This is a genomic window from Olsenella sp. kh2p3 (assembly GCA_900119625.1).
Taxonomy (GTDB): domain Bacteria; phylum Actinomycetota; class Coriobacteriia; order Coriobacteriales; family Atopobiaceae; genus Tractidigestivibacter.
Genome location: FPKD01000002.1, coordinates 1 through 26141 on the forward strand (window position 1 = coordinate 1; position 26141 = coordinate 26141).

The 26141-nt window shown below is 62.6% G+C and carries 27 protein-coding genes and 1 tRNA gene; 21 read left to right on the plus strand and 7 right to left on the minus strand.

The window, feature by feature from the left end:
- The coding region (locus tag BT122_RS03395; RefSeq protein ID WP_218161955.1) for a transposase at positions 1-283 on the plus strand (283 nt) is incomplete at its 5' end.
- A 286-nt stretch (positions 284-569) separates the two neighbouring features.
- On the opposite strand, the gene BT122_RS03400 is transcribed toward BT122_RS03395, so the two are convergent.
- From BT122_RS03400 to folP, 5 genes are all read right to left on the minus strand, one after another.
- Positions 570-1085, minus strand: a complete 516-nt coding sequence (locus tag BT122_RS03400; protein ID WP_072354620.1) for a hypothetical protein — start codon at positions 1083-1085, stop codon at positions 570-572.
- A complete protein-coding gene (locus BT122_RS03405; RefSeq protein WP_072354621.1) occupies positions 1070-1861 on the minus strand; it encodes a DUF1295 domain-containing protein in 792 nt (263 codons plus the stop codon). Before BT122_RS03405 ends, BT122_RS03400 begins: the two co-directional genes overlap by 16 nt.
- Positions 1862-1983: 122 nt before the next feature.
- Positions 1984-2553: a TetR/AcrR family transcriptional regulator gene (locus tag BT122_RS03410; protein WP_072354622.1), complete on the minus strand. Its 570-nt coding sequence runs from the start codon at positions 2551-2553 to the stop codon at positions 1984-1986.
- Between the two features lie 8 nt (positions 2554-2561).
- Positions 2562-3266: a hypothetical protein gene (locus BT122_RS03415; RefSeq protein ID WP_286130296.1), complete on the minus strand. Its 705-nt coding sequence runs from the start codon at positions 3264-3266 to the stop codon at positions 2562-2564.
- 179 nt (positions 3267-3445) lie between these two features.
- Positions 3446-4630 (minus strand): dihydropteroate synthase, encoded by a 1185-nt coding sequence (gene folP, locus BT122_RS03420; protein WP_072354623.1) that lies wholly within the window; start codon positions 4628-4630, stop codon positions 3446-3448.
- Positions 4631-4749: 119 nt separating this feature from the next.
- Here folP and BT122_RS10835 point away from each other — a divergent pair, with 119 nt between their 5' ends.
- Positions 4750-4947: a hypothetical protein gene (locus BT122_RS10835; protein ID WP_143189968.1), complete on the plus strand. Its 198-nt coding sequence runs from the start codon at positions 4750-4752 to the stop codon at positions 4945-4947.
- A gap of 151 nt (positions 4948-5098) precedes the next feature.
- On the opposite strand, the gene BT122_RS03425 is transcribed toward BT122_RS10835, so the two are convergent.
- A tRNA-Asn gene (locus BT122_RS03425) sits at positions 5099-5173 on the minus strand.
- A gap of 401 nt (positions 5174-5574) precedes the next feature.
- Here BT122_RS03425 and BT122_RS03430 point away from each other — a divergent pair.
- The 15 genes from BT122_RS03430 to holA all read left to right on the plus strand — a co-directional run bounded on the left by BT122_RS03430 (position 5575) and on the right by holA (position 20495).
- Positions 5575-6459: an ABC transporter permease gene (locus tag BT122_RS03430; RefSeq protein WP_353612543.1), complete on the plus strand. Its 885-nt coding sequence runs from the start codon at positions 5575-5577 to the stop codon at positions 6457-6459.
- Positions 6460-6518: 59 nt separating this feature from the next.
- The gene (locus BT122_RS03435; RefSeq protein WP_286130297.1) at positions 6519-7634 is read left to right on the plus strand and encodes an ABC transporter ATP-binding protein; all 1116 of its coding nucleotides are present in this window, start codon (positions 6519-6521) and stop codon (positions 7632-7634) included.
- Between the two features lie 241 nt (positions 7635-7875).
- Entirely contained in the window at positions 7876-8433 is a 558-nt protein-coding gene (gene pyrR / locus BT122_RS03440) for a bifunctional pyr operon transcriptional regulator/uracil phosphoribosyltransferase PyrR (RefSeq protein WP_072354624.1), read from the plus strand.
- Positions 8433-9368 carry an aspartate carbamoyltransferase catalytic subunit gene (locus BT122_RS03445; protein WP_032111710.1) on the plus strand — a complete coding sequence of 312 codons (936 nt, stop codon included), beginning with the start codon at positions 8433-8435 and terminating at the stop codon, positions 9366-9368. Before pyrR ends, BT122_RS03445 begins: the two co-directional genes overlap by 1 nt.
- A complete protein-coding gene (locus BT122_RS03450) occupies positions 9352-10644 on the plus strand; it encodes a dihydroorotase (protein ID WP_059054183.1) in 1293 nt (430 codons plus the stop codon). Before BT122_RS03445 ends, BT122_RS03450 begins: the two co-directional genes overlap by 17 nt.
- Positions 10645-11463 (plus strand): dihydroorotate dehydrogenase electron transfer subunit, encoded by an 819-nt coding sequence (locus BT122_RS03455; RefSeq protein ID WP_072354625.1) that lies wholly within the window; start codon positions 10645-10647, stop codon positions 11461-11463. It begins immediately after the preceding gene.
- Positions 11457-12383, plus strand: coding sequence for a dihydroorotate dehydrogenase (locus BT122_RS03460; RefSeq protein ID WP_072354626.1), 927 nt, complete (start codon positions 11457-11459; stop codon positions 12381-12383). Before BT122_RS03455 ends, BT122_RS03460 begins: the two co-directional genes overlap by 7 nt.
- Complete coding sequence (pyrF, locus tag BT122_RS03465) at positions 12377-13099, plus strand: orotidine-5'-phosphate decarboxylase (RefSeq protein WP_072354627.1); 723 nt, start codon at positions 12377-12379, stop codon at positions 13097-13099. Before BT122_RS03460 ends, pyrF begins: the two co-directional genes overlap by 7 nt.
- 220 nt (positions 13100-13319) lie before the next feature.
- Entirely contained in the window at positions 13320-13628 is a 309-nt protein-coding gene (gene mihF / locus BT122_RS03470; protein WP_059054191.1) for an integration host factor, actinobacterial type, read from the plus strand.
- The gene (gmk, locus tag BT122_RS03475) at positions 13628-14221 is read left to right on the plus strand and encodes a guanylate kinase (RefSeq protein WP_072354628.1); all 594 of its coding nucleotides are present in this window, start codon (positions 13628-13630) and stop codon (positions 14219-14221) included. The genes mihF and gmk overlap by 1 nt, the downstream gene beginning before the upstream one ends.
- On the plus strand, positions 14208-14492 hold the full coding sequence (locus BT122_RS03480; protein ID WP_032111716.1) for a DNA-directed RNA polymerase subunit omega: 285 nt from the start codon (positions 14208-14210) through the stop codon (positions 14490-14492). The genes gmk and BT122_RS03480 overlap by 14 nt, the downstream gene beginning before the upstream one ends.
- Positions 14493-14495: 3 nt before the next feature.
- Positions 14496-15746 carry a tRNA uracil 4-sulfurtransferase ThiI gene (gene thiI, locus BT122_RS03485; protein WP_072354629.1) on the plus strand — a complete coding sequence of 417 codons (1251 nt, stop codon included), beginning with the start codon at positions 14496-14498 and terminating at the stop codon, positions 15744-15746.
- A 500-nt stretch (positions 15747-16246) separates the two neighbouring features.
- Positions 16247-16999 (plus strand): helix-hairpin-helix domain-containing protein, encoded by a 753-nt coding sequence (locus BT122_RS03490; protein ID WP_072354630.1) that lies wholly within the window; start codon positions 16247-16249, stop codon positions 16997-16999.
- Positions 17000-17063: 64 nt separating this feature from the next.
- Positions 17064-19475 carry a ComEC/Rec2 family competence protein gene (locus BT122_RS03495; protein ID WP_177242187.1) on the plus strand — a complete coding sequence of 804 codons (2412 nt, stop codon included), beginning with the start codon at positions 17064-17066 and terminating at the stop codon, positions 19473-19475.
- Positions 19476-19526: 51 nt separating this feature from the next.
- Positions 19527-20495 carry a DNA polymerase III subunit delta gene (holA, locus tag BT122_RS03500; protein ID WP_072354631.1) on the plus strand — a complete coding sequence of 323 codons (969 nt, stop codon included), beginning with the start codon at positions 19527-19529 and terminating at the stop codon, positions 20493-20495.
- A gap of 107 nt (positions 20496-20602) precedes the next feature.
- Here holA and rpsT read toward each other — a convergent pair whose 3' ends face one another.
- A complete protein-coding gene (gene rpsT, locus BT122_RS03505) occupies positions 20603-20866 on the minus strand; it encodes a 30S ribosomal protein S20 (protein WP_059054204.1) in 264 nt (87 codons plus the stop codon).
- 232 nt (positions 20867-21098) lie between these two features.
- On the opposite strand from rpsT, the gene lepA reads away from it, so the two are divergent.
- The 4 genes from lepA to BT122_RS03525 all read left to right on the plus strand — a co-directional run bounded on the left by lepA (position 21099) and on the right by BT122_RS03525 (position 26052).
- Positions 21099-22910 (plus strand): translation elongation factor 4, encoded by a 1812-nt coding sequence (gene lepA / locus BT122_RS03510; RefSeq protein WP_072354632.1) that lies wholly within the window; start codon positions 21099-21101, stop codon positions 22908-22910.
- Between the two features lie 122 nt (positions 22911-23032).
- A complete protein-coding gene (locus tag BT122_RS03515; protein WP_286130298.1) occupies positions 23033-23971 on the plus strand; it encodes a tRNA dihydrouridine synthase in 939 nt (312 codons plus the stop codon).
- Positions 23961-25241, plus strand: coding sequence for a coproporphyrinogen-III oxidase family protein (locus BT122_RS03520; protein ID WP_083432289.1), 1281 nt, complete (start codon positions 23961-23963; stop codon positions 25239-25241). The genes BT122_RS03515 and BT122_RS03520 overlap by 11 nt, the downstream gene beginning before the upstream one ends.
- Before the next feature lie 322 nt (positions 25242-25563).
- On the plus strand, positions 25564-26052 hold the full coding sequence (locus BT122_RS03525; protein WP_059054210.1) for a deoxycytidylate deaminase: 489 nt from the start codon (positions 25564-25566) through the stop codon (positions 26050-26052).
- Positions 26053-26141: the final 89 nt, after the last annotated feature.

The window sequence follows — 26141 nt, forward strand, 5'->3', positions numbered from 1 at the left end:
CGCCTACTGCAAGATCGCCAAGGTCGTCGCCGTGGAGAAGAAGGTGCGCCGCCGGCGCGACGACATCATCGCCGCAGTCGAGCTCGGCATCAGCAACGGGCGCGTAGAGGCCATCAACAACAAGATCAAGGTGGCGGTGAGGATGGGCTACGGCTTCCGCAACACCGACAACCTCGTGGCCCTGCTCATGCTCAGGTGCGGCGACTGCCAGCCCCAGCTCCCGGGTCGCCCGGTGAAGGCGAGGAAGAAGGGCGTGAAGGGAGCGAAGAGCGTTGCTGCCTAGGCTAGCCCCTTGTCACACAAACTACCGAAGCCTCAAATTTTGTGCAGCGCCGCTTCTGGCGGGTGGCAGATGGGGCGGCCGGGCGGGCGGAGGGACCCAGGCTGCCCGGCCTCCAAAACTGCGGCTTAATTGCACCTCTCAGCGGAGCCCCAAGCCCGCTGCCTGCGGTTCTTCTCAGCAGACCCCGCCTTGGACTGCAATTAAGCCGCAGTTTTCCATTTCGGGGGAGGGGGGAGCAAGGGCGAGGGGAGGCGAGGAGAGGAGAGGGGGCGCCCCCCGCTTGGCCTCAGAGCACGATCGCCAGCATGATGCACAGCTGAGATATGGCGTTTACCGCCTGTTCCTTCCAGTTTGCCTTTGCGTTGCGGCCGTCAAGGTGACTGGCGAACCAAGCCATGAAGAACATCCCTGCAAGTCCCATGACGAGAAACAGCAACGAGGGCATTGCTGTTACGTGCGCTAGGACTGCGACGGGCGACCACTTGGCGCGGTCGACCACGAGCGACGCGAGCGCAAGCGAAAAGCCCACGGGCATCAGGTAGCGCAGCTGCCGGTTGAGGAAGCGCACGTCCCTTCTCGCCAGCGACAGCACAAGCTTCCAGCACACCTTGAGCGTGCCGGCAAGCACGACCAGCGCGACGCCAACGCGGAACAGAGTGCTGTCAAACCGCGTCGCCAGGACGCCAGCCCCCACACAGAAGAACGCCACGGGTAGGCAGTCCATGAGGGCCATCGAGAGCGTGAAGCCCTCCGGGATGGAATCGCTCTGTCTGTCTACGCGGGAACTCATGCGACCAGCCACGTGTGCTCCTTCACGGAATAGAGCGGGACGAGGGGAATCATGATCGGCGTCGTGGACTTGTACCTCCGGTATTCCGGGTCGTCTCCGTAGTTCTTGTCCTGCCTAATCTCCAGGCGGCGCGCCCCGCCAAACATGACGTAAATGATGCCCAGATAGCCGAGGATGGCGCAGATCCATTGGGCGGCGTTGGCGTACACGGAGAGTCCGGAGACAAAGACGCCGGTCCAGAAGACCATCTCGCCAAAGTAGTTGGGGCAACGCACCAGGCGGAAGAGGCCTGTGTCAACAAAGCGCTTGGGGTTTGCCTTCTTCGCGCGGTTCTTCTGGAGGTCCGCCGTCGTCTCGAGGACAAGTCCCGCCGCTGAGACAACCAGGCCAACTACGCAAAGGACATCGGTGCCTTTGCCGTCTGCCAGGCGAAACAGGACGGGCGACGTCTGCAGCACATAGAGCAGCGACGCAGAGACCCAGATGCCCACCTTGGCCACGACGGAAACGCCCTCGTTGGACTTGACCTCGCCCTTCATTCGCCTGTTGTACGCGGTCTTCATGTCACGGTACAGCAGGTACCCAGCAAGCCGGCACCCATAGACAACGAGCAGGACGCACTGGAGCGCGGTTCCCACGGTGAGGGAGCCCCCGAAGATAACCAGAAGGCCGATGCCTATGAGGGCGATGGCCGCGCCGTAGCCCAACGAAATGAACCACACGTACTTGCGGAAGCCGCAGGAGCTGGCGATAAGGGCCAGGACGAGAAGGATGAGGAAGCTCTGCATGTTTGTGCCTCGATGCTGAATTACGTAGGCCTGTAATGTGAAACCACCCCATTCTAGGGCCCGCCCGACCGGTGCGCCACCTTGCGGCGAACGGGACGTTGGACAGCGGCCGCATCGACGCCTTAGTAGAGGACCTTCCTAGCCAGGGCGACAAGGGGCTGACAGTCGTCTTGCCCAAGCACCAGGAGGACCACCAGCTGCTGGGTCACCAGCTCTGCAAAGCCTTCCCTGGTGAGGCCTCCCGTGAACGCGTCTTCTCGCACGCGCATGTCTGCATCCAAGGCATGAAGTATGTCATCCTCGATGTGCCCAAAGAACGAGTGCATCATCTCTCGGCCTTGAGCTCGTGGGCCCTGGTCGGCTGCAAGGTCCAGCACATGAGAGGGGAGAAACCCCGGGTAGCGCGACATGCCTGCCCGTGCACTATTGAAGGTCTTCTCGACGTGCGCGGCAAAGTCTTTCTCGGCGTCCGTGCCCTTGCGCGGGCCAAAGCTGAAGATGTCCGACCAGACGTCGGCGGTTACGGCAAGTACCAGCGCGTTCTTGCCGGGATAGTAGTTGTAGAGCGTTCCCGGCGCAATGCCGCAGGCCGAGGCCACCGTACGCATGCTTATGCCGGAAAGCCCCTGTTCCCGGACGATGCCGCGACACACCTCGAGGATGTCTTCTCTCGACGTTGCCTTTTGGTTCATCGCTATCCTTAGAGGACGTTGAGGAGCGAGAGCCCCATGCCAATGACCCACATGTACATGACGGTCTTGGGAAGCATCAGCGCTCCCACCGAGGGCTTACGCTTGGCAAGGAAGGTCACGGGAAGGTAGAAGCCAAAGCTCAGCGCGATGGCTATGCACATGCGCCAGAGGCCGTACCCACCGGTGTTGCCGGAGATGGCAAACAGGACAATCACCAGGATTCCGGTGATGGCAAAGGGGACGTTCCTGTAGAGCGACCAGCGGATGTTCTCCTTGCCAGAGAACCAGTCGTTCTGCGGGAAGAGGCAGAGGACAATGCGCACGGCTGCGGTGATGAAGATCAGCGTGGGAATGGCGGGGGAGACCTCGATGCTGGGGAAGATCTCTCTCCAGATGAAGTACAGCAGCACATAGAACACCGTCATGGTCACCGAGGTGATGGCAGTGCCCAGGCCAAGCTTCTTCTGGGTGTCTTCGCGTACCCCAAAGAGGTGCATCTGGACCCTGGGAATGAGGTGGAAGGCGTCGCCGCCCCCAAGGCACAGCGTGAGCCAGCCGTAGAGGACAAACACCAGGTGCCCATTGGAGTTTGCAAAGAAAATGATGGCTGCGACCAGGTCGAACACAAGGTACGCAATGTCAAAGACGCTCTCGCCGATGCGCATGCCGCGCGGCATGCCCTCCTGCTTTGGCGGCACTGCTTCCTGACTCATGAGTCTCTCCTCCTTGGCCGCGAAGTGCTTCCGCTGGACCATTTGACGCAACATGAACAGTGTTCATGTTTGCGCTTGATGCACGCCCCGTCAAGCCGACACGCGAGATGACTACATTATCCCTGCGACTCCCAGCAACGTTGAGTTCCCAATGATTCGCAACAAGGCAGCCGAGAAGCTCATTCTCCGCGCCTTTCGAATACCGGTGAGCCGTCCTGGGTCGCGATATTCCTTATTGCAGCGTCAAGCGCGCGCTGGAAGGGAATGCGGTCCAGGCTGGTCTCTACCTCGAGCCGCAGCGTGTCTCCTGCTGCGTGAGTGCCTCTCACTCGAGTGAGAGGCATGGTGTCGACCGCCTCAACGACCTGGCAATCGTTCGTGTTGGCGGCAGGGGAGAGGGAGAGCGAGACGTGGGCCGTCCACGCCTCGGATGTGGCCCAGAAGCCGTCAAGCGCCTGCGCCATGCCAGCCACGTTGTGGACTCGAAGGACACGGGCGCCACGAGCCACCGCCGCAAGAGAGATGCCAATTGTCGCGTCGTCGCGCGCCGCGGCATCTGCGACACCGCTCACGGTGCCCACAAAGCGCTTGCGCGACACCGCGCACATGAGGGGATATCCCAGGCTGGCAAGCTGTTGGGTGGCACGCAGGATTACAATGTTGTCCTCGGGACTCTTGCCAAACCCCACGCCCGGGTCCAGGCAGATGCGCGAGGCGTCGACGCCCTGCGCCTCGAGGTCCTTCGCACGGTCGAGAAGGTAGCCCTCGAGCAGCCCCAACACATGGTCAACCTGCGGCAGAAGCGGCTGGTCTTGCTCGTTCTCCCATGCACGGTCGCCCGCGGATGCGACGTTCATGAGCGTGGAGAGGTCGTCTCGGCCGGAGCTAGCCATAACAGCGGAGCTGCGCGTGGCCGCGCCAGATACGGGACCGGAGTGCATGACCACGCATCCGCAGGTTGAGTTTGCTGCTACCTGCACCATTTGGGGATCCGAGAAGCCCGTCACGTCGTTAATGATCTGCGCCCCAAGCTCAGTGCATCGCTGCGCGACCGTGGGGTGGCGCGTGTCGATCGAGACGAGCGCTCCTTCCTTTACGAGCCAGCGAACCACCGGCTCGAGGCGGTGGTACTCCTCGTCTGGCTCGACGGGGGTGAAGCCGGGGCGCGTGGACTCACCGCCCACGTCGATGAGGCCGGCGCCATCGGTGAGCATTTGCGCAGCAGTTGCAATGGCTGCCTTGGGGGCGTTGTGGGCGCCACCGTCCGAGAAGGAGTCTGGCGTGACGTTGAGCACGCCCATTACGCGAGGACGTGACAGGTCGAGTGCGACGTTCGAGCAGTTCCATGTGGATGCGATTGGCATAGCGGTCTCCCTGGGCGCGCGGCCGGACCGCCCCAGCCAGGCTGTTCGGCATGCGTGTGCCGGCCGGGCGCGGTTGGCCCAGCGGTGCAGATGATACAGGATGCGCGAGTGTGGGCGCAATGGAAGGCCTGAGACCGCGTGCCCTAGATGTCCTGGACAGCCTGCGATTCAGTCCAGATAAGCGCGCTAAGGCGGCTCCCAAGGTCCCCGAGACGGGAGAATCCGACCTTGGCGGCATTGCAGCTGCTCTTGCGGTTCTCGGTGCTGCAGCCCTGGCTGGCGTAACCGGCATTCGCTTCTCGTCTGATCGATGCTAGCCAAGCGTAAACGTCCTTAGCGCGTCTTTGTGGGGGATGCCCTTAGGGACATCCCCTTTTTGTGCAAGGGGGAGCCAACCGGGTTCTGCTGTTATCTGCGCACATAACAAAGCAGGCCACATGGCAAACACCATGTGGCCTGCGAAGTCTCTGGCTCCCCGGGCAGGGTTCGAACCTGCGACACGCTGATTAACAGTCAGCTGCGCTACCACTGCGCCACCGGGGAATGTTCAACGCGAGAAATAAGTATACGAATCGGCTCGAAGGATGCAAGTCTCATTTTGAAATTATCTCGCAACTTGGACGGCACTGGTTCGCTCGCTTGGTTTTGTCCTGAGTTTATAGGGAGATGGGGTTGCTGTCGCATGGATTCGCTGCGTCTTGGGTTCGCGGGGGTTCGCCGAGGGGTTGCTGCTACACATTCGGCACCCAAATCTGTATCGACCAGCGCGGGATACAAATTCGTTAACGAACCTGTGGCGAGCGGACACACGTTCGGCACCCGAATCTGTATCGGCCTCAGCCCTCTGCCTTTTGTGTGAGTGCGCGAGCCCTGTGCTAGCATCTTGAGGATATTCAACACAGGCGGGCGCCGCATGCCCGTACACTCCTTCGACGGGAGGAACCTTGGCATCAAACACTGAGCCTGCAGAGAAGGACGCGGCTTTGGCTGCACAGGAAGCATCGGCTCCCGCGACCCCCGTGCACACCACCTCGGCGCGCGACGCGTGGTATCCCGCCGGCAAGCGCGACCTTTTCATCCTCCGCGAACTTGTCACGAAGGACTTCAAGCTCAAGTACCGTCGCAGCGTCCTCGGCGTCATTTGGAGCGTGCTCAACCCGCTCCTCATGATGATTGTCATGTCGCTTGTCTTCTCGTTCTTCCTTCGCTACGACAACATTGAGCACTATCCGCTCTATCTCATCGTGGCCAACATCACCTGGCAGGTCTTCTCGGACTCCACCAATGCCGGCATGATGTCGATTATCGATGCGGCGCCCTTGCTCAAGAAGGTACGGGTGAAGAAGTTTGTCTTCCCTGTTGAGAAGGTCTTGTTCTCACTAGTGAACTTCCTCTTCTCGCTTATTGCCGTCTTTGTTGTCATGCTTTGGGAGGGCGTGGCCCCAACGCCCATGATGCTCCTTGCTCCTTTGTGCATCGTTCTGCTCATGTTCTTTTGCGTTGGCCTATCGCTGTTTCTTTCTGCACTTGCCGTCTTCTTCCGGGACCTCGTTCACTTGTGGAGCGTCCTCCTCATGGCTTGGATGTACGCTACGCCGCTCTTTTGGCCGGTCTCGATGATCGAGCAGGTGCCATATGCGTTTGTCCGTACGCTCATGTATGTAAACCCCATGTATAACTTTGTGACATTCATGCGCGACACCGTTGTCTACGCAACCATGCCCCCATCCTCGGTGGTCCTGAGCTGTGTCGTATGGGCGGCTGTGTCGCTGGCACTCGGTTACTGGGTGTTTCGCGCAAACGAGCGCAGGTTCATCCTCTTCATCTAAGGCAGATACGAGTTGGCTCTATCGTGCAATGGCATGAGAGCCGCAGGTTTAAGGGTCAGGTGGCACAAGTGCAGGACACGCTCAATCTGGACGGCGGTGGCAGCGTATTTCTCGGCCTCTCCTCGACCTCCATTCGTGTGGGCGATAAGGTCGTGGTAACTCCCAACTTCCGCGATGCAAACAAGGAAGACTTTCTATTCAACTATGTCTGGAATATCGACGGTAACTGGGAGGAAGGGCAATGGGGCTCTACCGTCAAAGAGCTTGGCCATCCCGTGGCGGATGGGTCATGGACTTTTGCCCCAGAGTCCCCAGGTAGGTACTGCATCATTGTTGACATAGAAGACCAGCAGGGCAACCTCCTCGGTAACGTCGAACGATGGCTCATCGTAGCTGGTCAGAACAGCTTCATGCGGCCGCCCGTGCCCCCTGCGGATGCCCCAACGGCGGTTCTCGCCGATGACGTGTCGATGATCTTCAACATCGCGTCCGAGCAGTTCAACTCCTTGAAGGAGTACTTCATCGCTGCCGCCAAGCACGAGCTCACCTTTAAGGAGTTCCGCGCGCTTGACCACATTTCGTTTGAGGTCAAGCGTGGTGAGGCGTTTGGCTTGGTGGGAACAAACGGTTCCGGCAAGTCGACCATGCTCAAGATCATTGCAGGCGTTCTCGAGCCCTCTGCTGGAAAAATCAGCGTCTCCGGCACCATCGCGCCTCTCATCGAGCTTGGTGCGGGTTTTGATATGGAGCTTACGGCCAAGGAGAACATCTACCTTAACGGAGCGCTGCTGGGCTACCGCAAGGACTTCATCGACGAGCACTTCCAGGACATTGTCGACTTTGCCGAACTCGACGGCTTCATGGATATGCCCCTCAAGAACTACTCCTCGGGCATGGTCGCGCGCATAGCCTTTGCCATTGCCACGGTGACCGAGCCCGACATCCTCATTGTCGATGAGACGCTCTCGGTTGGCGACTTCCTCTTCCAGCAGAAGTGCGAGCGCCGCATCAAGGAGCTCGTTGAGTCCGACAACGTGACCGTGCTTCTCGTGAGCCATGACATCAGCCTGGTGGAGCGCATCTGCGACCGTGTGTGCTGGATTGAGAAGGGCCATATGCGCATGATCGGTGAGACGGACGAGGTCTGCGAGGCGTACCGCTCCCTCAAGCGATGAGACAAAGGGAGTTTCCCTTTGTCTCATCTGTGAATCGCGCGGCCTTCATCAAAGTTGGCGCTCGTGCCACAGGTTCGTGGTAAAGTGTCCACGACCTTTAAGCGCGCACGAGATGCCCGCAAGGCTCAGGGGAGTTCGCACAGCCAACGCCTGCGACCAACCCAGACACATGGCCTTCCATCATGGGATGTCTCGTGCCGGCTTACGTCGGTTCGGGCATTTTTTTCTTGAAGGGAGTCCCATGGGAGAGCCAAGGCTCAAGGCCGTCATCATGGACGAGCAGGCCATGGAGCGTGCCATCACACGCATCGCTCACGAGATCATCGAGCACAACGAGGGCTCGGAGAACATCCAGGTGATTGGCATCATTCGCCGCGGAGAGACCCTCGCCAACCGCCTTGCGACAGAGATCGAGAAGATCGAGGGCAAGCGTCCCCCGGTGGGCTCGCTCGACATCAGCTTCTACCGTGACGACGTCATGCGTCACATCCAGCCGGTGGTCCACGGCACCAACATCCCCTTCGAGATCGACTCCAAGGACATCATCCTCGTCGATGACGTCCTCTACACCGGCCGCACCGTGCGCTCGGCGCTCGACGCCCTCATGGACTACGGTCGCCCCAAGTCTGTCCAGCTTGCCGTGATGGTCGACCGCGGCCATCGAGAGCTGCCCATTCGCGCTGACTACGTTGGAAAGAACGTCCCCTCCTCGCACGAGGAGGACGTGCGCGTGTGCGCGCGTCCGCTCGACGACCACGACGCCGTCGAGATCTGGGGCATCGAGGGAGGGGAGAGGTAATGCTCTCGGTCAAGCACCTCATTGACACCTACAGCCTCACGGCGGATGACATCACCCAGATTCTGGATACCGCCGCGTCGTTCGAGTCGGTGAACAACCGCGCCATCAAGAAGGTGCCGGCTCTGCGCGGTCGCACCATCGTGAACCTGTTCCTGGAGCCCTCCACGCGCACCAAGAGCTCCTTCGAGCTGGCCGAGAAGCGCCTCTCGGCAGACTCGCTCTCCATGGGTGGAAGCACCTCCTCGGTGGTCAAGGGCGAGAGCCTCGCCGACACCATCCAGACCATCTCCGCCATGAACGTCGACATGTTCGTGTGCCGCGCCAAGCTCGCGGGCACCCCGCAGCGCATCACCGAGAACACAGACGCTGTGGTCATCAACGCCGGCGATGGCAAGCACCAGCACCCCACGCAGGCAATGCTCGACCTCTACACCATCCGCAAGAACTTTGGCCACCTCGACGGCCTCAAGGTTGCCATCGTTGGCGACCTGGCGCACAGCCGCGTGTGCGGCTCGCTGGCCCCCGCGCTCAAGACCATGGGCGCCGAGGTCACGCTCGTTGGCCCTCCCACCTTCCAGGTGGACGACCCTGACTGGTTTGGCTGCCCGCAGACGGCGAGCCTCGATGACGTGATCGAGGACATGGATGTCGTCTATATGCTGCGCGTGCAGCTCGAGCGCATGGAGGGCGCGGCAATCCCGTCCCGCCGCGAGTACAACCGCCTCTACGGCCTTGACATGACGCGCGTGAACCGCATGAAGCCGGGCGCCATCATCTGCCACCCGGGCCCCATGAACCGCGGCATGGAGATCAACGCCGACGTTGCCGACTGCGCGCGCTCGCGCATCCTTAACCAGGTCAACGCGGGTGTCCTTACGCGCATGGCCGAGATGTACCTGCTTCTGGGAGGAGAGAACAATGGCCTTTCTGCTTAGGGGTGCGCACGCGGTCGATCCGCAGGTCGACCTCGATAGCGTCTGCGACGTGCTCATCGACGACGGCAAGGTCGCTGCCGTGGGGGAGGGCCTAGAGCCTCCCGAGGGCTGCGAGGTCATCGACGCCCGCGGCAAGTACCTGGTGCCCGGCCTTGTGGACATGCACGTGCACTTCCGTGACCCCGGCTTCGAGTACAAGGAGACCATCGAGACCGGCGCCCGCGCGGCAACGCACGGCGGATTCACCGACGTGGCGACCATGCCCAACACCGACCCGGTGACCGACACCGGCGCCGAGATCCGTTACCAGCTCGACCATGCCCGCCAGGCAGGCCTGTGCCACGTGCGTCCCATCGGAGCGCTTACGGCTGGCGAGAAGGGCGAGCAGCTCGCCGAGATCGGCGACATGGTCATGGAGGGCGCCTGCGCCTTCTCCGATGACGGCCACGGCGTGCAGAGCGCCGGCATGATGCGTACCTGCATGGAGTACGTCTCGCAGTTCGACCGCGTTGTCTCTGCCCACTGCGAGATCGAGACGCTCACCACGCACGGCGTGATCAACGAGGGCAAGGCCTCCACGCGCCTGGGCATGTTTGGCTGGCCCGCGCTTGGCGAGGAGCTCGAGATCTACCGCGACATCGAGCTGTGCCGTCTTACCGGCTGCCCGCTGCACATTGCGCACATCTCCACGGCCAAGGGACTTGACCTCGTGCGCAAGGCAAAGGCCGAGGGTCTGCCCGTGACCTGCGAGGTCACCCCGCACCACCTGTTCCTGAACGAGGACGACATCACCCCCGCCTACGACACCAACCTCAAGATGAACCCGCCGCTGCGCACCCCCGATGACATGGCCGCACTCGACGAGGGCATTCTCGACGGCTCGATCGACTGCGTGGTCACCGACCACGCGCCGCACGCCCCGCACGAGAAGGACTGCGAGTGGGAGATCGCTTTCTTTGGCACCGTGGGCCTCGAGACCTCGCTGCCGCTCATGCTCACCAAGCTCGTGAACCCGGGCCGCATGAGCTGGAAGCGTCTCGTGGAGGTCATGGCCGTGAACCCCAGGCAGATCCTGCGCCTTGCCCCCGTGCGCATCGAGCGCGGCTCTGCGGCAGACCTCACGCTCATCGACCCCACGGCAGAGTTCGAGGTCACGCCGGACTACCTGGTGGGCAAGTCCAAGAACTCCGCCTTCATGGGCTGGCACCTCACCGGCCAGGCGACCGACGTCTTCGTGGACGGCCGCCGCACGTTGGCCGACGGCGTGGTGGCCTAGGTGAAGGCGACAAGGGACAGCGCCCGCGCCCACCTCTTCGACTATGCCGTTGTCTCTAACGAGCAGGTCGCCGAGGGCGCTTGGTGCATGGTCTTCAAGAGCGAGGTGGCCGCACTTCTCGCGCCGGGCGAGTTTGTCGAGGTCTCGGTGCCGGGTGACCCCTCGCAGATGCTGAGGGTGCCCCTCTCGTTCTCTCGTGCAGACGCCGAGGCGGGAACCGTGCGCATCGAGTACGCCGTTGTGGGCGACGGCACGCGTCGGCTCTCGCTCATGCGGCCGGGTGACACCTCCACGCTGGTTGGCCCCTGCGGCCACGGCTGGAGGCTCCCTGGCGGAGAGGGACGCGCGCTTCTCGTTGCCGGCGGTATTGGGCTTCCGCCCGTGCTTGCCGCGGCAGAGATGCTGGCGGCTGCAGGGCGTACCTTCGACGCGGTGGTTGGCGCCCAGCGCGGCTCCAAGCTGGTGGGCGTTGACGTGGACCTGCTGAAAAAGGCCGCCTTAGCAGACCCCGCGAGCCGCGTGGTTGTGTGCACCGATGACGGCAGCCTTGGGCGCGCCGGCTTCACCACCGACGCGATGGCGGAGCTTCTCGCCGAGCGCAGCTACGATGCCGTGCTCACCTGCGGTCCTACCGTCATGATGGCGGGGGTGGCCCGTCTCGCCGAGGGTGCTGGCATTGCCTGCCAGGCCTCGCTCGAGCGCATGATGGGCTGCGGGTTTGGTGCCTGCAGCTGCTGCAACGTGGCCATGCGCGACGGCACGAGCCGCTCGTGCTGCATGGACGGGCCCGTCTTCGACGCCGGGGAGGTGGCGTGGTGAGCAATGTGAGCATGGCCGTTAACCTGGGCGGCATTCGCATGAAGAACCCCGTGAACACCGCCTCGGGAACCTTTGGGCACGCCTGGCAGTTCGAGGGGTTCTACGACGTGGCGCGCCTTGGCGCCGTTACCTGCAAGGGCGTGGCGGCCGAGTCCTGGCCCGGCAACCCCGCGCCCCGCGTGTGCGAGGTCTCCTCGGGAATCCTGAACTCCGTGGGCCTCGAGAACCCCGGCGCTCGCGCCTTCGCCGAGCAGTACGGTGACTACCTGGGCGAGCTTTCCTCGCGCGGATGCGCCGTGATCGTGCAGGCCGTGGGCCACTCGGTTGACGAGTGCCGCCGCTCTGTTGAGCTTCTGGACGAGGTTGCGCCGTGGGCCGCGGGCATCGAGGTCAACATCTCGTGCCCCAACCTTGCGCGCGGCGGCCGCCTGCTCGGCGGCACTCCCGAGGACGCGGAGGAGGTTGTCTCCGCGGTACGCCCGCTCACGAAGAAGCCGCTCCTCGTGAAGCTCGCGCCCGCGCGCGTGGGCGAGATTGCCCGCGCTTGCGAGGCTGCCGGCGCAGACGCGCTTTCGCTGGTCAACACCGTGAACGCCATGTCCATCAACGTACATACCCGCCGCTCAAGGCTCTCAAGGCCAACGGGCGGCCTCTCCGGCCCCGCCATCCATCCCATTGCCGTTCGCATGGTGTGGGAGGCCGCGCAGGCTGTGAGCATCCCCATCAACGGCATTGGTGGCGTGGCCACGGGCGAGGACGCCGCGGAGATGATCCTTGCCGGCGCCACCACGGTCTCTGTTGGCACCGCCAACCTCTACGACCCCGCCGCGGCCTCACGCGTCCTCGACGAGCTCGAGGCATGGGCTGTCGAGCAGGGCGTATCCGACATCAACGAGCTGATTGGAGCCTTCGAATGCTAAGCGAGAACGAGGCACGCGACGCCGTCATCGTCGCGCTGGACTGCGACCGCGACCGCGCCATCGAGCTTGCGGACACCCTCTCGGGCGTCGCCTCGTGGGTAAAGGTGGGCATGACGCTCTTCTTCCGCGAGGGTCCCTCCATTGTGCGCGCCATGCAGGACCGCGGGCTCTCGGTCTTTCTCGACCTCAAGGTCTTTGACATCCCATTTCAGGTGAGGGGCGCCGTGGAGTCCGCATCGCTCTCTGGCGCAGACATCCTCTCTATCCACGCACTGGGCTCCTCGACCATGGTTGCGGCCGCGCGCGAGGGCGCCGAGGCTGCAGCAAAGGAGCGCGGAGGCAAGCGCACGCAGCTTGTCTCGATCTCTGTCCTCACGAGCATGGACCAGTCCTCGCTCTCCGAGATTGGCATCGAGCGCCCGCTCAAGGAGGAGGTCGCACGCCTTGCGAGCTTGGCCATGGGCGCTGGCTCGGACGGTATTGTGTGCTCGCCGCAGGAGGCAGCCGAGATGCGCGCGCTTCTCGGGCCCCAGGCCCTTATCGTGACTCCTGGCGTGCGCCCTGCCGGCGCTGCTGTGGGCGACCAGCGTCGCGTTGCCACACCCGCCGCCGCCATTGCCGCCGGCGCCTCGAAGCTTGTGGTAGGACGCCCCATCACGCAGGCAGATGACCCGGCGGCCGCGATGGAGGCAATTGTCGCCGAGCTTAGCCACTAGCTGGGGCTATGCCTTCCCATTCGCAATACGACGTTCGTGCCATCTGATCTACCCTTTGTGTCGCTCTGATTGTGTGTAGGCTGCATTCCTGCTGCTAGTAGTCACAAAGGGCTTGTAAACTAGGCAAGGAATTGGCAAACTAGCTAGTTGTGTCGCTGGGGCGGCCCATAGGTTCCCTCCCAGCCCCTCACAGCAGTTTGTCTCGATGTTTGGAGGAACAATGGCTCTACCCCAGCTTACCGATGAGCAGCGCAAGGAAGCCCTCGAGAAGGCCGCCCAGGCTCGCCACGAGCGCGCCGAGCTTCGCGAGAAGATCAAGAGCGGCAAGGTCACCCTCGAGGAGGTCCTTGACTCGGACGACCCCATCGCCAACCGCATGAAGGTCTCCGCGCTCATCGAGTCCCTCCCTGGTTATGGCAAGGCCAAGGCAGCCAAGATCATGGACGAGCTTGGCATCTCTGCTACCCGTCGCGTTAAGGGCCTTGGTGCCCGTCAGCGCGAGCAGCTCATCGAGGCGCTCTCCAAGTAGTGGAGCGCTCCGCTAGGCTCTTCGTCGTATCTGGGCCGTCAGGCGTGGGCAAGGGAACGCTCGTCGCGAAGGTTCGCGGCGACCGCCCCTCGCTTGGCCTGACGGTTTCCGCTACGACAAGGCCTCCCAGGCCCGGGGAGGCCGATGGCGTTTCGTATTACTTCATGGATGACGCCGAGTTTTCTCGCCGGGTGAGCCAGGGCGAGTTCCTCGAGTGGGCCAATGTGCATGGGCACCGCTACGGCACGCTTGTCTCCGAGGTGAAGAGGAACCTCTCTGCGGGGAGGTCGCTTATCTTGGAGATTGATGTCCAGGGTGGTCTCAACGTACGTCGTATCCATCCGGATGCTGTGCTCGTCTTTATCGAGCCGCCCTCGATGGAAGAGCTGGAGCACCGGCTTCGCGGTCGCGGTACCGAGGACGAGGCATCTATCGAGTGCCGCCTCGAGAACGCGCGGCGCGAGATGGAGATGGGTGAGTCCTACGACGTGAGGATTGTGAACGACGACCTCGCGCGTGCCGCACAAGAGCTGGAGCGCACCATAGACCTGTACGAGTCAAATGGAGGATCTACCAAAGATGTCAGTGATTAAGCCCGAGATCGACACCCTGCTCGAGAGGACTGAGCACAACCCGTTCCTGCTCTGCTCCGTTGCGTCCAAGCGCGCCTGCGACATCAACAACATGCTGCGTGGCCAGCACCTTCGCGTGACGGCCATCCAGGATTTTGACGACATTACCACCGTCGCGTCCGGCAAGGACTCAGTCTCCATTGCCATGGGCGAGATTGCCGACGGCACCCTGGGCTTTGTTCAGGATGACTTCGACGAGGCTATCCGCGGCGAGAACGCGGGCATTCAGTAGGCCATGACCGAGAGACTCTGCCTGGTCCACTACCACGAGATTGGCCTCAAGGGAAAGAACCGCTCCACCTTCGAGAACCAGCTCGTGACCAATTTACACCGTGCGCTCAAGGCGTTTCCCATCGCCAACATTCAGCGCATCTCCGGCTACATTGTGGTCGAGTCCGAGGACCGCATGGCAACGCCGGAGATGGCGCATGCCATTGCCAAGGTGCCCGGCGTCGCTCGCGTCTCGCTTGCCTACAAGTGCGGGCTTGACGAGGGCGAGTACAACGCAGCTGCCATTCGTGCGCTTCGTGAGGCGGGGGACTTCTCCACCTTCAAGGTGCATGCACGCCGCAGCTCCACCACGTACCCGGTGCACAGCATCGACATGAACCACATTGTGGGGTCTGCACTCTGCGAGGCCTTCCCCGACAAGCTCGTGCAGATGCACGACCCCGACGTCACCGTGGTGGTGCACGTGGTGCAGGGGTCGACCTTCGTCTACGCCGCGTCCATGCCGGGTGTGGGCGGGCTTCCCGTAGGAACGGCCGGCAAGGTTGTGACGCTCCTCTCGAGCGGCTTCGACTCGCCGGTGGCCACGTGGATGGTGGGCCGTCGTGGCGCCACCTGCATCCCCGTGCACTTCTCGGGCAGGCCCATGACGTCGGACACCAGCGAGTACCTGTGCCGCGATATTGTTGATGCGCTGGCGCCGTCTGGCGTGGTGGGCCGCATGTACGTGGTGCCCTTTGGCGAGTATCAGCGGCAGATCTCCCTGGTGGTGCCTCAGAGCCTGCGCATCATCATGTACCGACGCGTCATGTACCAGGTATCCGAGAGGATCGCGCAGCTCGAGGGTGCAAAGGCCATCGTGACCGGCGAGTCTTTGGGCCAGGTGGCGTCGCAGACGCTCGACAATATTGCGGCGGTGAACCAGGCCGTTACCATTCCCGTGCTGCGGCCGCTCATTGGTTCTGACAAGCAGGAGATTATTCGTCGCGCGCAAGAGCTTGGGACCTACGATATCTCGTCCCAGACGGCGCCCGACTGCTGCACGCTGTTTATGCCCCGCCGCCCGGAGACACACGCGCGCATGCGCGAGGTTCTCGACGCCTGGGAGCTCTTTGACCACGAGGCCATGGTGAACGCGCTGGTGGCTTCCGTCGAGTACGAGGACTTCCCGCAGTGCCCGAGCTACCATGCGCCCAAGGGGCCGCTGCGCGCGCACCACTCATCGCTTGAGCCGAGGGATGACGCGCCCACCGAGTGACGACGTGCTTCTCTGCAAGAAATGCCGCTTCGGCGAGAATTTGGCGCCGAAGCGGCATTTTTGTACGTGGTTGCTGCGGTAACGCGCCCTACGGCGCCAGGGCGACGCCCGAAGGCCCGTCCCGTACGGGATCGCTGCGATAACGCGCCCTACGGCACCAAGTTCTCGCCTGAGGGGAAGTTTCCGTTGCCACCCAGACGTCCACGTGTGTCTCGCAGGAGAAAGGGACGTTGGTCGAGGACATCGTTGTACGCCAGAGGACGCGCCAAACCACCCCTTTTGTACTGTGGTGGTTCTCGACCGCTCACGCCTGCGCAAGCGCTGTGAACGGCGCCTTCAGATAACAGGAATCAACCAGGGCTCACCCCAATATTCATGCAGTAACAATGAAATCCGTCAGACGTGTGCCTGTGTCCTGTCAGAAGCCTGCAGGACTTTCTTAAATAGGCAGCCTGCCAGCACAATCACGCCTCCATCATTGGAATAGGGGGGTGGCCGTTATGGCACAGGTTTCTACAAGGCGCGGCGGCGTGGGCGCTAGTGTTCGGAGAAAAGCACGTGAGTTGGGGAGAAGGGTTGGCCTCTCTCCTGTTTCGAAGGCTGTTGCCGCTGGGCTTGTTCTTGTCGGTCTCTTTGTGACGCTTGCCTGTGTGCGCCTATTGTCTGGCCAGCCCACGCCCTCATTTTCCATTGAGCGTGGGGAGGCCGCCCCCGCTGCGGAAAGCGCGACTGACGAGGCCTCGGCTCAAGGCGAGAAGGACGCCGCGGAAGAAGCACCCTCCAATGGCCCTCCCGTTGTGGTGGTGCACGTTGACGGCATGGTCGCCAATCCAGGCGTCTATCAGCTACAAGGCGAATCGCTACGCATGAACGATGCGGTTGAGGCGGCTGGTGGGCTTGCGGATGGCGCAGACACTTCTCGCGTAAACCTTGCGGAGCCGCTCTCCGATGGTCAGAAGGTCCACGTGCCTGCCATAGGGGAAGAGGATGCAGGCACGGGAGGCGCCTCACCCTCATTGGGAACGATGCCCTCTACTGAGACCTCCGCTGCAAGTTCAGATGGCATCGTGAACATCAACACTGCGACGGCAGCCGAACTTACGACGCTTCCCGGAGTTGGCGAGGCAACTGCAGCGGAGATCGTTCGTGACCGAGAGGCCAATGGGGCGTTCGCGAGCATCGAAGACCTCATGCGCGTCTCGGGCATAGGAGAGAAGAAGTTCGCCAAGCTCAAGGACAAGATCCGTGTGTGAGGGAGAGGAGGGGGCCACGCGTGTCGCAAGCGTCTCGCGCGTGCCTGACTCAAGCGCTACTCGCATGCCCACGCGGCCAGCTATCCCCGTGACGCTCTGGTGCCTTGCGGCGGTCATCCTGGCAGAGCGCGCTGTCCTGCGCCATGGGATGTCGCCATCGTTTGACCTGCTTGTGACGCCGACGGGAGTAGCGGCGAGCCTCTGTCTGGCGGCGGTTATCATCACGATGCTCTTCAGAAAGCGGAGAGACCGTGGTCGAGACAAGCATCACGTGCCGGTCGCGGCATTGTTTGTCCTTGCAGCTGGCCTCGCCGGTGCGCTCCTGGGGTGGCTCGCGCTCGCGCGTGTAACCTCGGCAGCAGAGGCGCTTTCGACGTCACCTGTCTCGGCGTGGAGCCTCGAGGTCGAGGGTGACATGGCAGAGGGAGGTCGTGGCTGGTGGGGTCGAGCGGGCGTGTATGGCGAGAACGGTGCCAACGTTGGTACCGTCTGGCTCAGTTCCCCAAGCCGCCTCGAGTGTGGCTCCGTGGTCTCGTGCGTGGGTCGATTCAAGCCAAACGGCGATGACGAAAGGGGCGTCTCATCGCGCATGCAGGGGCTTGCGGGCACGGTGTCAGTCGTGCATGTGATTGCCTCGCGCGAGGCGGATGGCCCGCTCGGCTTCGTGCTTCGCGCGAGAAAGGCGGTGCTCGCGTCCTTCTCGCCAGACGAGTCTGACGGGGCGGCGGTGCTTGCCGGAAGCGTCTGCGGCGACCGGGCGCCGATACGCTCTCGCGGGCTGGATGGCGTATTTGCGACCTGCGGCGCCTCCCACTTGGTGGCAGTGTCTGGGGGACACCTGGCGATTCTTTCCGGAGCCCTTGCGGCGTTGCTCGGCAAGACGAGGCTGGGACCAGGCGTGCGGGGCTCTCTCGCCCTGGGTGTGATTGTGCTCTTTATCGTCTTCTGCGGGGCACCTGCGTCCGCCGTGCGCGCTGGCATAATGAGCTGCGTCTCGTTTGGCGGCTCTCTTGTGGGGAGAAGGTCCCATGCTCTCTCCTCCACATGTGCGGCTGCCTTCGCCATGGCCCTTCTCGATCCCTACGTTTCGGGACAGCTGGGGTTTCTCCTCTCGGTTGCCTCCGTGGTAGGAATCTGCCTCTTTGGGAGCTATGCCAGCTATGCGCTTGACGTGCTCACGCGATTGCCGAGGCATTCTGGTGGGCGCTCGCTTGCTTTGGCGCACGGCCTAGGGCGTTTGCGCTCCAATGCCTGTGACGCTTTGGGCGTCTCTCTGGTGGCTCAGCTCTTCACGCTACCGCTGACCTGTCCGACGTTTGGCGAGGTGTCGCTCATCGCGCCAATTGCAAACCTGGTGCTGGCCCCGCTCTTCGCAGGCCTCGTCTCCTTTGGGTTGGGGGCGGCTGTGCTTACGCCTCTGCCTGCCTTACAGTCCCCGGTGCTCGCTGCGGCAGAGGGCGTCTCACAGGCGTTCTGCAAGGTGCTTTCCACCCTGGCCAGGCTCCCCTTGGCCTGTCTGACCATGGAGGCAAGTGCAGCCCCCATGCTCGCAGTTCTCTGTGGCGCATGCGTGGCACTCTACGTGGTTTGGCCTGTACCGCGGCGACGTCTCCTCGTTCGTTTCGCTGCGGTTCTTGCCTGCGGAGCCGTCGCCCTCCTGCTGGGGCTTCGCCTCCTGCAACCTGCAAGGGTTTGCGTGTTCGACGTGGGACAGGGCGACGCCATTCTCGTGGCTGATGGGAGCGCGGCAGTGCTTGTGGACACGGGCCCAGACGAGGCGATTTCGCTGGCGCTGACGCGGCAGGGGGTCATCCACCTGGACGCGATTGTCCTTACGCACCTTCATGACGATCACGTGGGAGGCATGGATGACCTTGTTGGCCGCGTAGCCTGTGAGCGGGTGCTTGTGGCCAAAGGTGTTGCGGAGAAGATCCCTGCGGAGCTCTCTGCAAGCGTCAGCCGGCTCTCGGGGCATGAGGCAGAGGAGATTTCTTATGGGGACACCATTCGTGCCGGATCGTTCTCGCTACGCGTTGTCTCGCCAACCGAGCCTGTCGACGGCGGCGACAACGCGGACTCTCTGATGCTGGCGGTCTCCTACGAGCACAACGGCGACGAGCTCTCAGCCCTTCTCACAGGAGACGCCGAGAAGGACGAGACGGCTGCCTGCCTGGCGCGTGGCGATGTGGGGGACATCGACTTCCTCAAGGTGGGGCACCACGGCTCTGAAGTATCTCTCACGGCGGACGAGGCCGCGCTTCTCGACCCAGAGGCCTCCGTTGCAAGCGCCGGAGAGGGCAACAAGTACGGTCACCCGCGAAAGGAGTGCGTGGATGTGCTGGAGGCTGCAGGCTCGGTCTTTCTCTGTACCAAAGACGTGGGACCGGTCACGGTGAGGCCCGGCGCAAGGGGCCCTGTTGTCTCTGCGGAGCGAACGCCCGGTGGGGGCGCGGCGGCTCTGGCATCTGGCCTGTGAGGTGGTCCGGTTTGTGGCAAAGTAGGGAGGTCAACATGATGGAGGGAATGCATGGCAAAGACGGCAAAGCTGCTGCCAGCATATCTGGTGGTTGGTGCGGACGAGCTCAAGCGCAAGAGCGCAATCACGCGCCTCAAGGGCTACCTGGACGAGGGTCTGGCTGCCTTCAACCTGGACGAGATTGTGCCTACGGCAGACACCGACCCAACCAGCGTCATCTCGTCCCTCAACACGATGCCCGTGGGCAACTCGCCCCGCATCGTGATCATCAACCCTGCAGACAAGCTTCCCAAGCCCGTCTCAGAAGCCCTCGTTGCGTACCTGAAGGACCCCAATCCCGCCTGCACGCTGCTTCTCTCGGCAACCACGCTGGCAAAGTCGACGCGTCTCTACAAGGCGGTTGCGAAGGTTGGCCCTAAGGCGGTCATCGACTGCACGCCGGCAACGAGAAGGGACCTCCCCGGTTACGTGCAGAAGCTGGCGCGCTCGCATGGTCTTGCCATCGACCAGGATGCCGCCCGTGCGCTCGTGGATCGCGTGGGGGAGTCGACCACCATGCTCGATACGCAACTGCGCACGCTTTCGGCGCTCAAGGGAGGGCAGGGCCAGGTGACTCTTGCGGACGTCGAGGCTAGCGTCGCTCGCGTGGCGGAGGTCAAGCCGTGGGAGTTTCTCGATCGCCTGAGCGAGAAGGATGCCTGCCGTTCCTTGGAGCTCTACGCGCTTCTCAGGGGATCTTCGCAGGTGGGGCTCCTCACCCTTGTGACCATTCGTATCCGCGAGCTCATATGCGCACGGGCGCTTGACGCCCGCGGTGAGGGTAGTGGCGTTGCATGGGCGCTTGGCAAGCAGGACTGGCAGGTGAGGAATTACGTGCGCTGGGCTCGTCGCTTTGCTCCAGGCGAGCTGGAGCGTGACCTTGCGGCCTGCGCGTCTTGCGAGCGAGCCCTCAAGGGGTCGGCAGACTCGGATTCCGCGTTCCTCTCGCTTATCGCGACTATCTGTGGTGCTGCCCGGTAGAGAGCTCGTGGTTCCCGCCAGGGCGTCCGGTCCCCTTGTCGGCAAAAGAAAGAGCCCGGCGCATGGTCGGGCTCCCAAAGTTCAGTTCATCTCAGAGAGAGGCAACTCTACTTCATGGAGTTGACAAGCTTCTGGACGCCGGACTTGCGGTCGGCGGCCTGGTTCTTGTGGATGATGCCCTTGGCGGCAGCCCTGTCGAGCTTCTTGCAGGCGGCGTTTGCGGCAGCCTGGGCGGCATCAACGTCGCCAGCCTCGACGGCGGCGTGAACCTTCTTGACGTAGGTCTTCAGCTCGGAGCGGACGGCCCTGTTACGCATACGGGCCTTCTCGGCGGTGATGATGCGCTTCTTCTGAGACTTGATGTTTGCCACGGTGCGGATCCTTTCAAAAATCTTGTTCCTAGAGGCCTCTTAAGAACTAGGTAGGTGGGAAGTGGGGGTTCCGCACCAGACACGGCGAGGTCAACTAGAGCAGTATAGCAGAGCAAACGCCCATGGAACCATCTATTTGCCCCGATGTGCCCGCTTCGAATTTTCCACGAGCAATTTTCATATACGCATTGACGCAGGCAAGACGCACGGGGCATGCGCTATTATGTCTCGCATGAAGACGACAGACACCTCACACATCCGCAACTTCTCAATTGTTGCGCACATAGACCATGGCAAGTCGACCATCTCGGACCGCATCCTGGAGCTCACGCACACGGTGGACGAGCGCGACATGGCCGACCAACTCCTCGACACCATGGACATCGAGCGCGAGCGCGGCATCACCATCAAGTCGAACGCCGTGCGCGTGGTCTACGACGCCGACGACGGGGAGTCCTACCAGTTCAACCTCATCGACACCCCGGGGCACGTGGATTTCACGTACGAGGTGTCGCGCTCGCTCGCCGCCTGCGAGGGTGCCGTCCTGGTGGTTGACGCAACCCAGGGCGTGGAGGCCCAGACCGTCTCCAACGCCACCCTGGCGATGAACGCCAACCTGGACATCGTTCCCGCAATCAACAAGATCGACCTTCCCTCGGCGCACCCCGAGGAGGTTAAGAAAGAGATCGAGGAGGACCTTGCCATCCCCGCCGACGACGCCGTGCTCGTCTCGGGCAAGACCGGCGAGGGCATCCACGACCTTCTCGAGGCCATCGTCTATCTTGTCTCGCCGCCCAAGGGAGACGCAAAGGCGCCGCTCAAGGCCCTGATCCTGGATTCATATTTCGATGAGTACCGCGGTGTCGTGGCCACGGTGCGCGTCTTTGATGGCAGCATCAAGAAGGGCGACCACCTGCGCATGATGGCGCTTGGCGACACCTTCCTCTGCGACGGCGTGGGCTGCAAGCGCCCCCTCGAGACCCCGCTGGACGAGCTTGGCGTGGGCGAGGTGGGCTATGTGGTGACAGGCCTCAAGGACCCGGCCCTTGTGAAGACGGGCGACACTATCACCTACGAGGACCGTCCCTGCGCGGAGGCCTGTCCGGGCTACCACGAGGCAAAGCCCATGGTCTTCACGGGGCTTTTCCCCATCGACAACAAGCAGTACGAGAACCTGCGCGATGCGCTCGAGAAGCTCAAGGTGAACGACCCCTCGCTTATCTGGACTCCCGAGACGAGCGTTGCCCTGGGCTTTGGCTTTCGCGTGGGATTCCTTGGCCTTCTCCACATGGAGGTCGTGAAGGAACGCCTCGAGCGCGAGTTTGGCCTCGACCTTATCGCCACGTCCCCCTCGGTCGACTACCACGTCTACAAGACTGACGGCGAGATGGTTGACATTACAAGCCCGCAGGACCTGCCCGACGTCACCCGCATCGATCACATTGAGGAGCCCTACCTCAAGGCCAAGGTCATCGTGCCCCCAGACTTCATGGGCGCCGTGATGCAGCTGGTAATTGATCACCGCGGCGAGACCAGCGACATGGTCTACCTCTCGGAGAAGTCCGTAGAGATTCACTTTGACATTCCGCTGGCAGAGCTCATCCTCGACTTCTTTGACCAGCTCAAGAGCCGTACCAAGGGTTACGCCTCGCTTGACTACGAGATTGGCGACTACCGCACGAGCGACCTCGTGAAGCTGGACATCCTTCTTGCTGGCGAGGAGGTGGACGCACTTTCGTTCATCGTTCCGCGTGACCGTGCCTACGACATGGCCAGGAGCCTCTGCGACAAGCTCAAGGAGATCATCCCGCGCCAGCAGTTTGAGGTTCCCATCCAGGGGGCAATCGGCAACAAGATCATTGCCCGCTCCACGGTGAAGGCAGTGCGCAAGGATGTTCTCGCCAAGTGCTACGGCGGTGACATCTCGCGCAAGCGCAAGCTCCTCGAGAAGCAGAAGGAGGGCAAGAAGCGCATGAAGTCCATCGGCTCCGTCGAGGTGCCTCAGGAGGCCTTCCTTGCCGTCCTCAAGGTGGACGACGAATGACGCCTTCCCAAGTCCTGGCTGAATGGGGGCCGGCTGCGGGACTGCTTGCCGCACCAGCTGCTCTGCCAGCGCAAACAGATAGGCTTAATCTCAAGTCAAGGTTCAGACTTAACCCTTTCCTCATGGCTCCCATGGCGGGCGTCTCTGACGCCGCGTATCGCACCATGGCCCGTGCTGGCGGTGCTGGCCTTGCCTACACCGAGATGGTCTCCTGTGCGGGGCTTCATTACGGTGGCGAGAAGACCTGGGAGCTCGTCGAGCCTGCGGAGACGGAACCGGACATCGCGGTGCAGTTGTTTGGCTCCAAGCCCGAGCTCTTCCGAGAGGCTGCGGCAAGCGTTTGTGAGCGCCTGGGAAACCGTCTTGCCCTTATCGACATCAACATGGCCTGCCCCGTACCCAAGGTGACCAAAAAGGGGGAGGGGTCTGCGCTGCTCGACAACCCAGAGCTTGCGGCCTCGCTTGTGCAGGCATGCATCGAGGGCTCTGGTGCACAGGTGCCGTTGACGGTGAAGATTCGCCGTGGCAGGCGCATGGGCGAGGAGGTGGCGCCTGAGTTCGCCAGGGCAATGGAGGCCGCTGGCGCCTCGGCAATCGCCGTCCACGGGCGCTTTGCCAACCAGCTCTATCATGGCGAGGCGGACTGGGGGTGCGTGAGCCGCGTGGTCAAGGCGGTGAGCGTGCCGGTCATTGGGTCTGGCGACGTCTCGTCTGCCCAGGCGGGGGCACGCATGCTTGCGGAGACCGGTGCCTCCGCCGTCATGGTTGCCCGCGGGAGCTATGGTAACCCCTGGATTTTCCGCGATGCGGTGGCGCTGCATTTGGGCGAGAGCCCTGCGCCGCATGACGCGCGCGAGAAGATCGCTGCGTTCCGGTGCCACGTGCGGCTACTTTCCGCTACGGGAGCGAACCTCAAGCGGGCCCGGAGCCTTGCCGGATGGTACTTGCGTGGCATGCCGGAGGCGGCCCGCCTGCGTGGCATGGCCGTCACCTGCCTCACCCTTGAGGACTACCTAGCCGTTGCCGACGAGGCAGAGCGGATGCTTTGCGATGCCGAGTAGCGGTTCGGGTGGCATTGGGTCCGAGTGGCGGGCTCGCCTTTCTGCAAGCGGCGCGGATGCCCTGTACCTGCACATCCCCTTCTGTGCAAGGAAGTGCGCATACTGCGATTTTGCCTCGTGGGCTACAGCGCGTGGGGATGCGCTGTCTAGGCACTATGCCGAGGCACTGGAGAGGCAGGTTGAGGAGGTCTCTCACCTTGGGCTTCTCGCAGAGTGCGAGACTGCCTACATAGGCGGTGGCACGCCCACGTTTCTGGGAGAGGCGCTAGGTGGGCTCGTCCGCTGCGTTACGAGATGCGCGCCGAGGGTTTGCGAGCTCACCTGCGAGGCCAATCCGGATTCGCTGTCGGACGCCGTGCTAAGCGATGTTGCGGCGGCTGGCTGCACAAGGCTCTCAATCGGGGTGCAGAGCCTGTGCGACGCCGAGCTATCCGAGCTGGGCAGGCTTCATGACGCGGCGCGCGCACGCGAGCGTGTCTCTGTGGCAGTCGCGAGCGGGCTGGACGTCTCGTGCGACCTCATGTGCGCCATCCCCCTCCAGACGGCCGACTCATGGCAGGCAACGCTTGAGGGTGTGGCGTCTCTGGGTGTAGGACACGTGAGCGTCTACCCCCTCCAGATCGAAGACGACACGGCGCTTGCGCGGAGGGTTGGAGACGAGCAGCCCTTATGGAACTCTCCGGATACGCAAGCGTCGCGTATGGAACAGGCTCAATCTGTACTTGAGAGTTATGGGTTCCGCAGGTACGAGGTGGCGAGCTACGCTCGCCTGCCCGAGAAGGAATGCAGCCACAACAAGATGTACTGGACCGGACGGCCATACCTTGGATTGGGAACCGGTGCCGCATCAATGCTTACGGCAGAGGGTTACAAGAGGCTTCTTGAGGCTTGCCCTCAGCTTGGACCTCTACCAGAGGGTATGGCTCGTGCGCGTCTCAAGGTCGTCTCTGGTCGAGAAGAGGTTGCAAGGGGTGCCACCCTTTCGTCTTTGGCGTTCGAGGAGGAGTTCCTGACTGAGCGGCAGGCTGTCGCCGAGGACCTCATGCTGGGTGCTCGCCTCGCCTGTGGGCTTGACGCTGGGCTTGGTACCTATGCGCGCGAGCTTCTCGGCCCATGTGTTGACAAGACGCTCGACCGCCTTGTACGGGAGGGATACCTCGACGATGCCCTTGCGCCCACCCAGAAGGGCTGGCTTCTCGGCAACGAGCTTTATGGGGAGCTGTGGGACCTTGCGGGCGACACCGGGACGGCCACGAGGCGAAGCACGTAGCCTTGCCACCTGCTGCGATTCCCGCACCTCCACTCGCTACCAAAACCCGCCTTCGGGCGAGAAAATGCCGCCCGAGCGAGGGTTTCCGACGGAATCCCGTACGAGACGCGCGCCCCGGCGCCAAAACGGCGCCGGAGGGGCCGTTGCAGCAGCAACCCCGTATGAGACGCGCCCTTCGGCATCGCACGGGCGGCAACTACGTTTGCCCTGTCACATCACGGATGGGCGCGAAACATCTTGATTTGTTGCGGCGCGCGCGGCATGCTAGCTGCAGCTGCGCAGACATGCGCCTCAGCGGGAGACGGGTCAGGAAGGGGAGAACATGGCTGGTGAGCGCACCGATGTCATCTCGTGGGACGAGTTCTTCATGCGAGTTGCCATTGCGGCAAGCCTGAGGAGCAAGGACCCCAACACGCAGGTGGGAGCCTGCATCGCTGACACCAACCATAGGATCCTTTCTGTGGGCTACAACGGCACGCCGTCCGCCCTTGCCGACGCGGATTTCCCCTGGGGTACCTCGAACGACCCGCTCCATGACAAGCACAGCTACGTCATCCATGCTGAGGCCAACGCCATTCTCAACTACCGCGGCTCGCTCAAGGACATGGCCCATGCCACCGTCTACGTGACGCTCTTCCCGTGCCACGAGTGCGCGAAGACCCTTGTTCAGGCGGGTATCGGCGAGGTCGTCTACCTGGACGACAAGTACGAAGGCACCGAGGACAACCTCATCTCCAAGCATGTTCTCGACGAGTGCGGCGTGACCTATCGTCCCATCGGCATCGACCTCTCGGCCGCGTCGCAGCGATGAGACAAAGGGACTGTCCCTTTGTCTCACGTGGTAAATGCGTTGGGCTGGGAGGCACGCTGTATAGAATTGCTGCCTTCCGGCTACAATCG

Bases quoted from the DNA above. Each gene is read 5' to 3' on its own strand.
- BT122_RS03450 (WP_059054183.1), top strand. From the start codon at position 9,352: ATGGCCTTTCTGCTTAGGGGTGCGCACGCGGTCGATCCGCAGGTCGAC.
- pyrR (WP_072354624.1), top strand. From the start codon at position 7,876: ATGGGAGAGCCAAGGCTCAAGGCCGTCATCATGGACGAGCAGGCCATG.
- mihF (WP_059054191.1), top strand. From the start codon at position 13,320: ATGGCTCTACCCCAGCTTACCGATGAGCAGCGCAAGGAAGCCCTCGAG.
- pyrF (WP_072354627.1), top strand. From the start codon at position 12,377: ATGCTAAGCGAGAACGAGGCACGCGACGCCGTCATCGTCGCGCTGGAC.
- BT122_RS10835 (WP_143189968.1), top strand. From the start codon at position 4,750: ATGGAAGGCCTGAGACCGCGTGCCCTAGATGTCCTGGACAGCCTGCGA.
- BT122_RS03520 (WP_083432289.1), top strand. From the start codon at position 23,961: ATGCCGAGTAGCGGTTCGGGTGGCATTGGGTCCGAGTGGCGGGCTCGC.
- BT122_RS03445 (WP_032111710.1), top strand. From the start codon at position 8,433: ATGCTCTCGGTCAAGCACCTCATTGACACCTACAGCCTCACGGCGGAT.
- BT122_RS03405 (WP_072354621.1), bottom strand. From the start codon at position 1,861: ATGCAGAGCTTCCTCATCCTTCTCGTCCTGGCCCTTATCGCCAGCTCC.
- thiI (WP_072354629.1), top strand. From the start codon at position 14,496: ATGACCGAGAGACTCTGCCTGGTCCACTACCACGAGATTGGCCTCAAG.
- lepA (WP_072354632.1), top strand. From the start codon at position 21,099: ATGAAGACGACAGACACCTCACACATCCGCAACTTCTCAATTGTTGCG.
- BT122_RS03410 (WP_072354622.1), bottom strand. From the start codon at position 2,553: ATGAACCAAAAGGCAACGTCGAGAGAAGACATCCTCGAGGTGTGTCGC.
- folP (WP_072354623.1), bottom strand. From the start codon at position 4,630: ATGCCAATCGCATCCACATGGAACTGCTCGAACGTCGCACTCGACCTG.
- BT122_RS03515 (WP_286130298.1), top strand. From the start codon at position 23,033: ATGGCTCCCATGGCGGGCGTCTCTGACGCCGCGTATCGCACCATGGCC.
- BT122_RS03415 (WP_286130296.1), bottom strand. From the start codon at position 3,266: ATGAGTCAGGAAGCAGTGCCGCCAAAGCAGGAGGGCATGCCGCGCGGC.
- BT122_RS03490 (WP_072354630.1), top strand. From the start codon at position 16,247: ATGGCACAGGTTTCTACAAGGCGCGGCGGCGTGGGCGCTAGTGTTCGG.
- BT122_RS03525 (WP_059054210.1), top strand. From the start codon at position 25,564: ATGGCTGGTGAGCGCACCGATGTCATCTCGTGGGACGAGTTCTTCATG.
- BT122_RS03480 (WP_032111716.1), top strand. From the start codon at position 14,208: ATGTCAGTGATTAAGCCCGAGATCGACACCCTGCTCGAGAGGACTGAG.
- BT122_RS03495 (WP_177242187.1), top strand. From the start codon at position 17,064: ATGCCCACGCGGCCAGCTATCCCCGTGACGCTCTGGTGCCTTGCGGCG.
- holA (WP_072354631.1), top strand. From the start codon at position 19,527: ATGGCAAAGACGGCAAAGCTGCTGCCAGCATATCTGGTGGTTGGTGCG.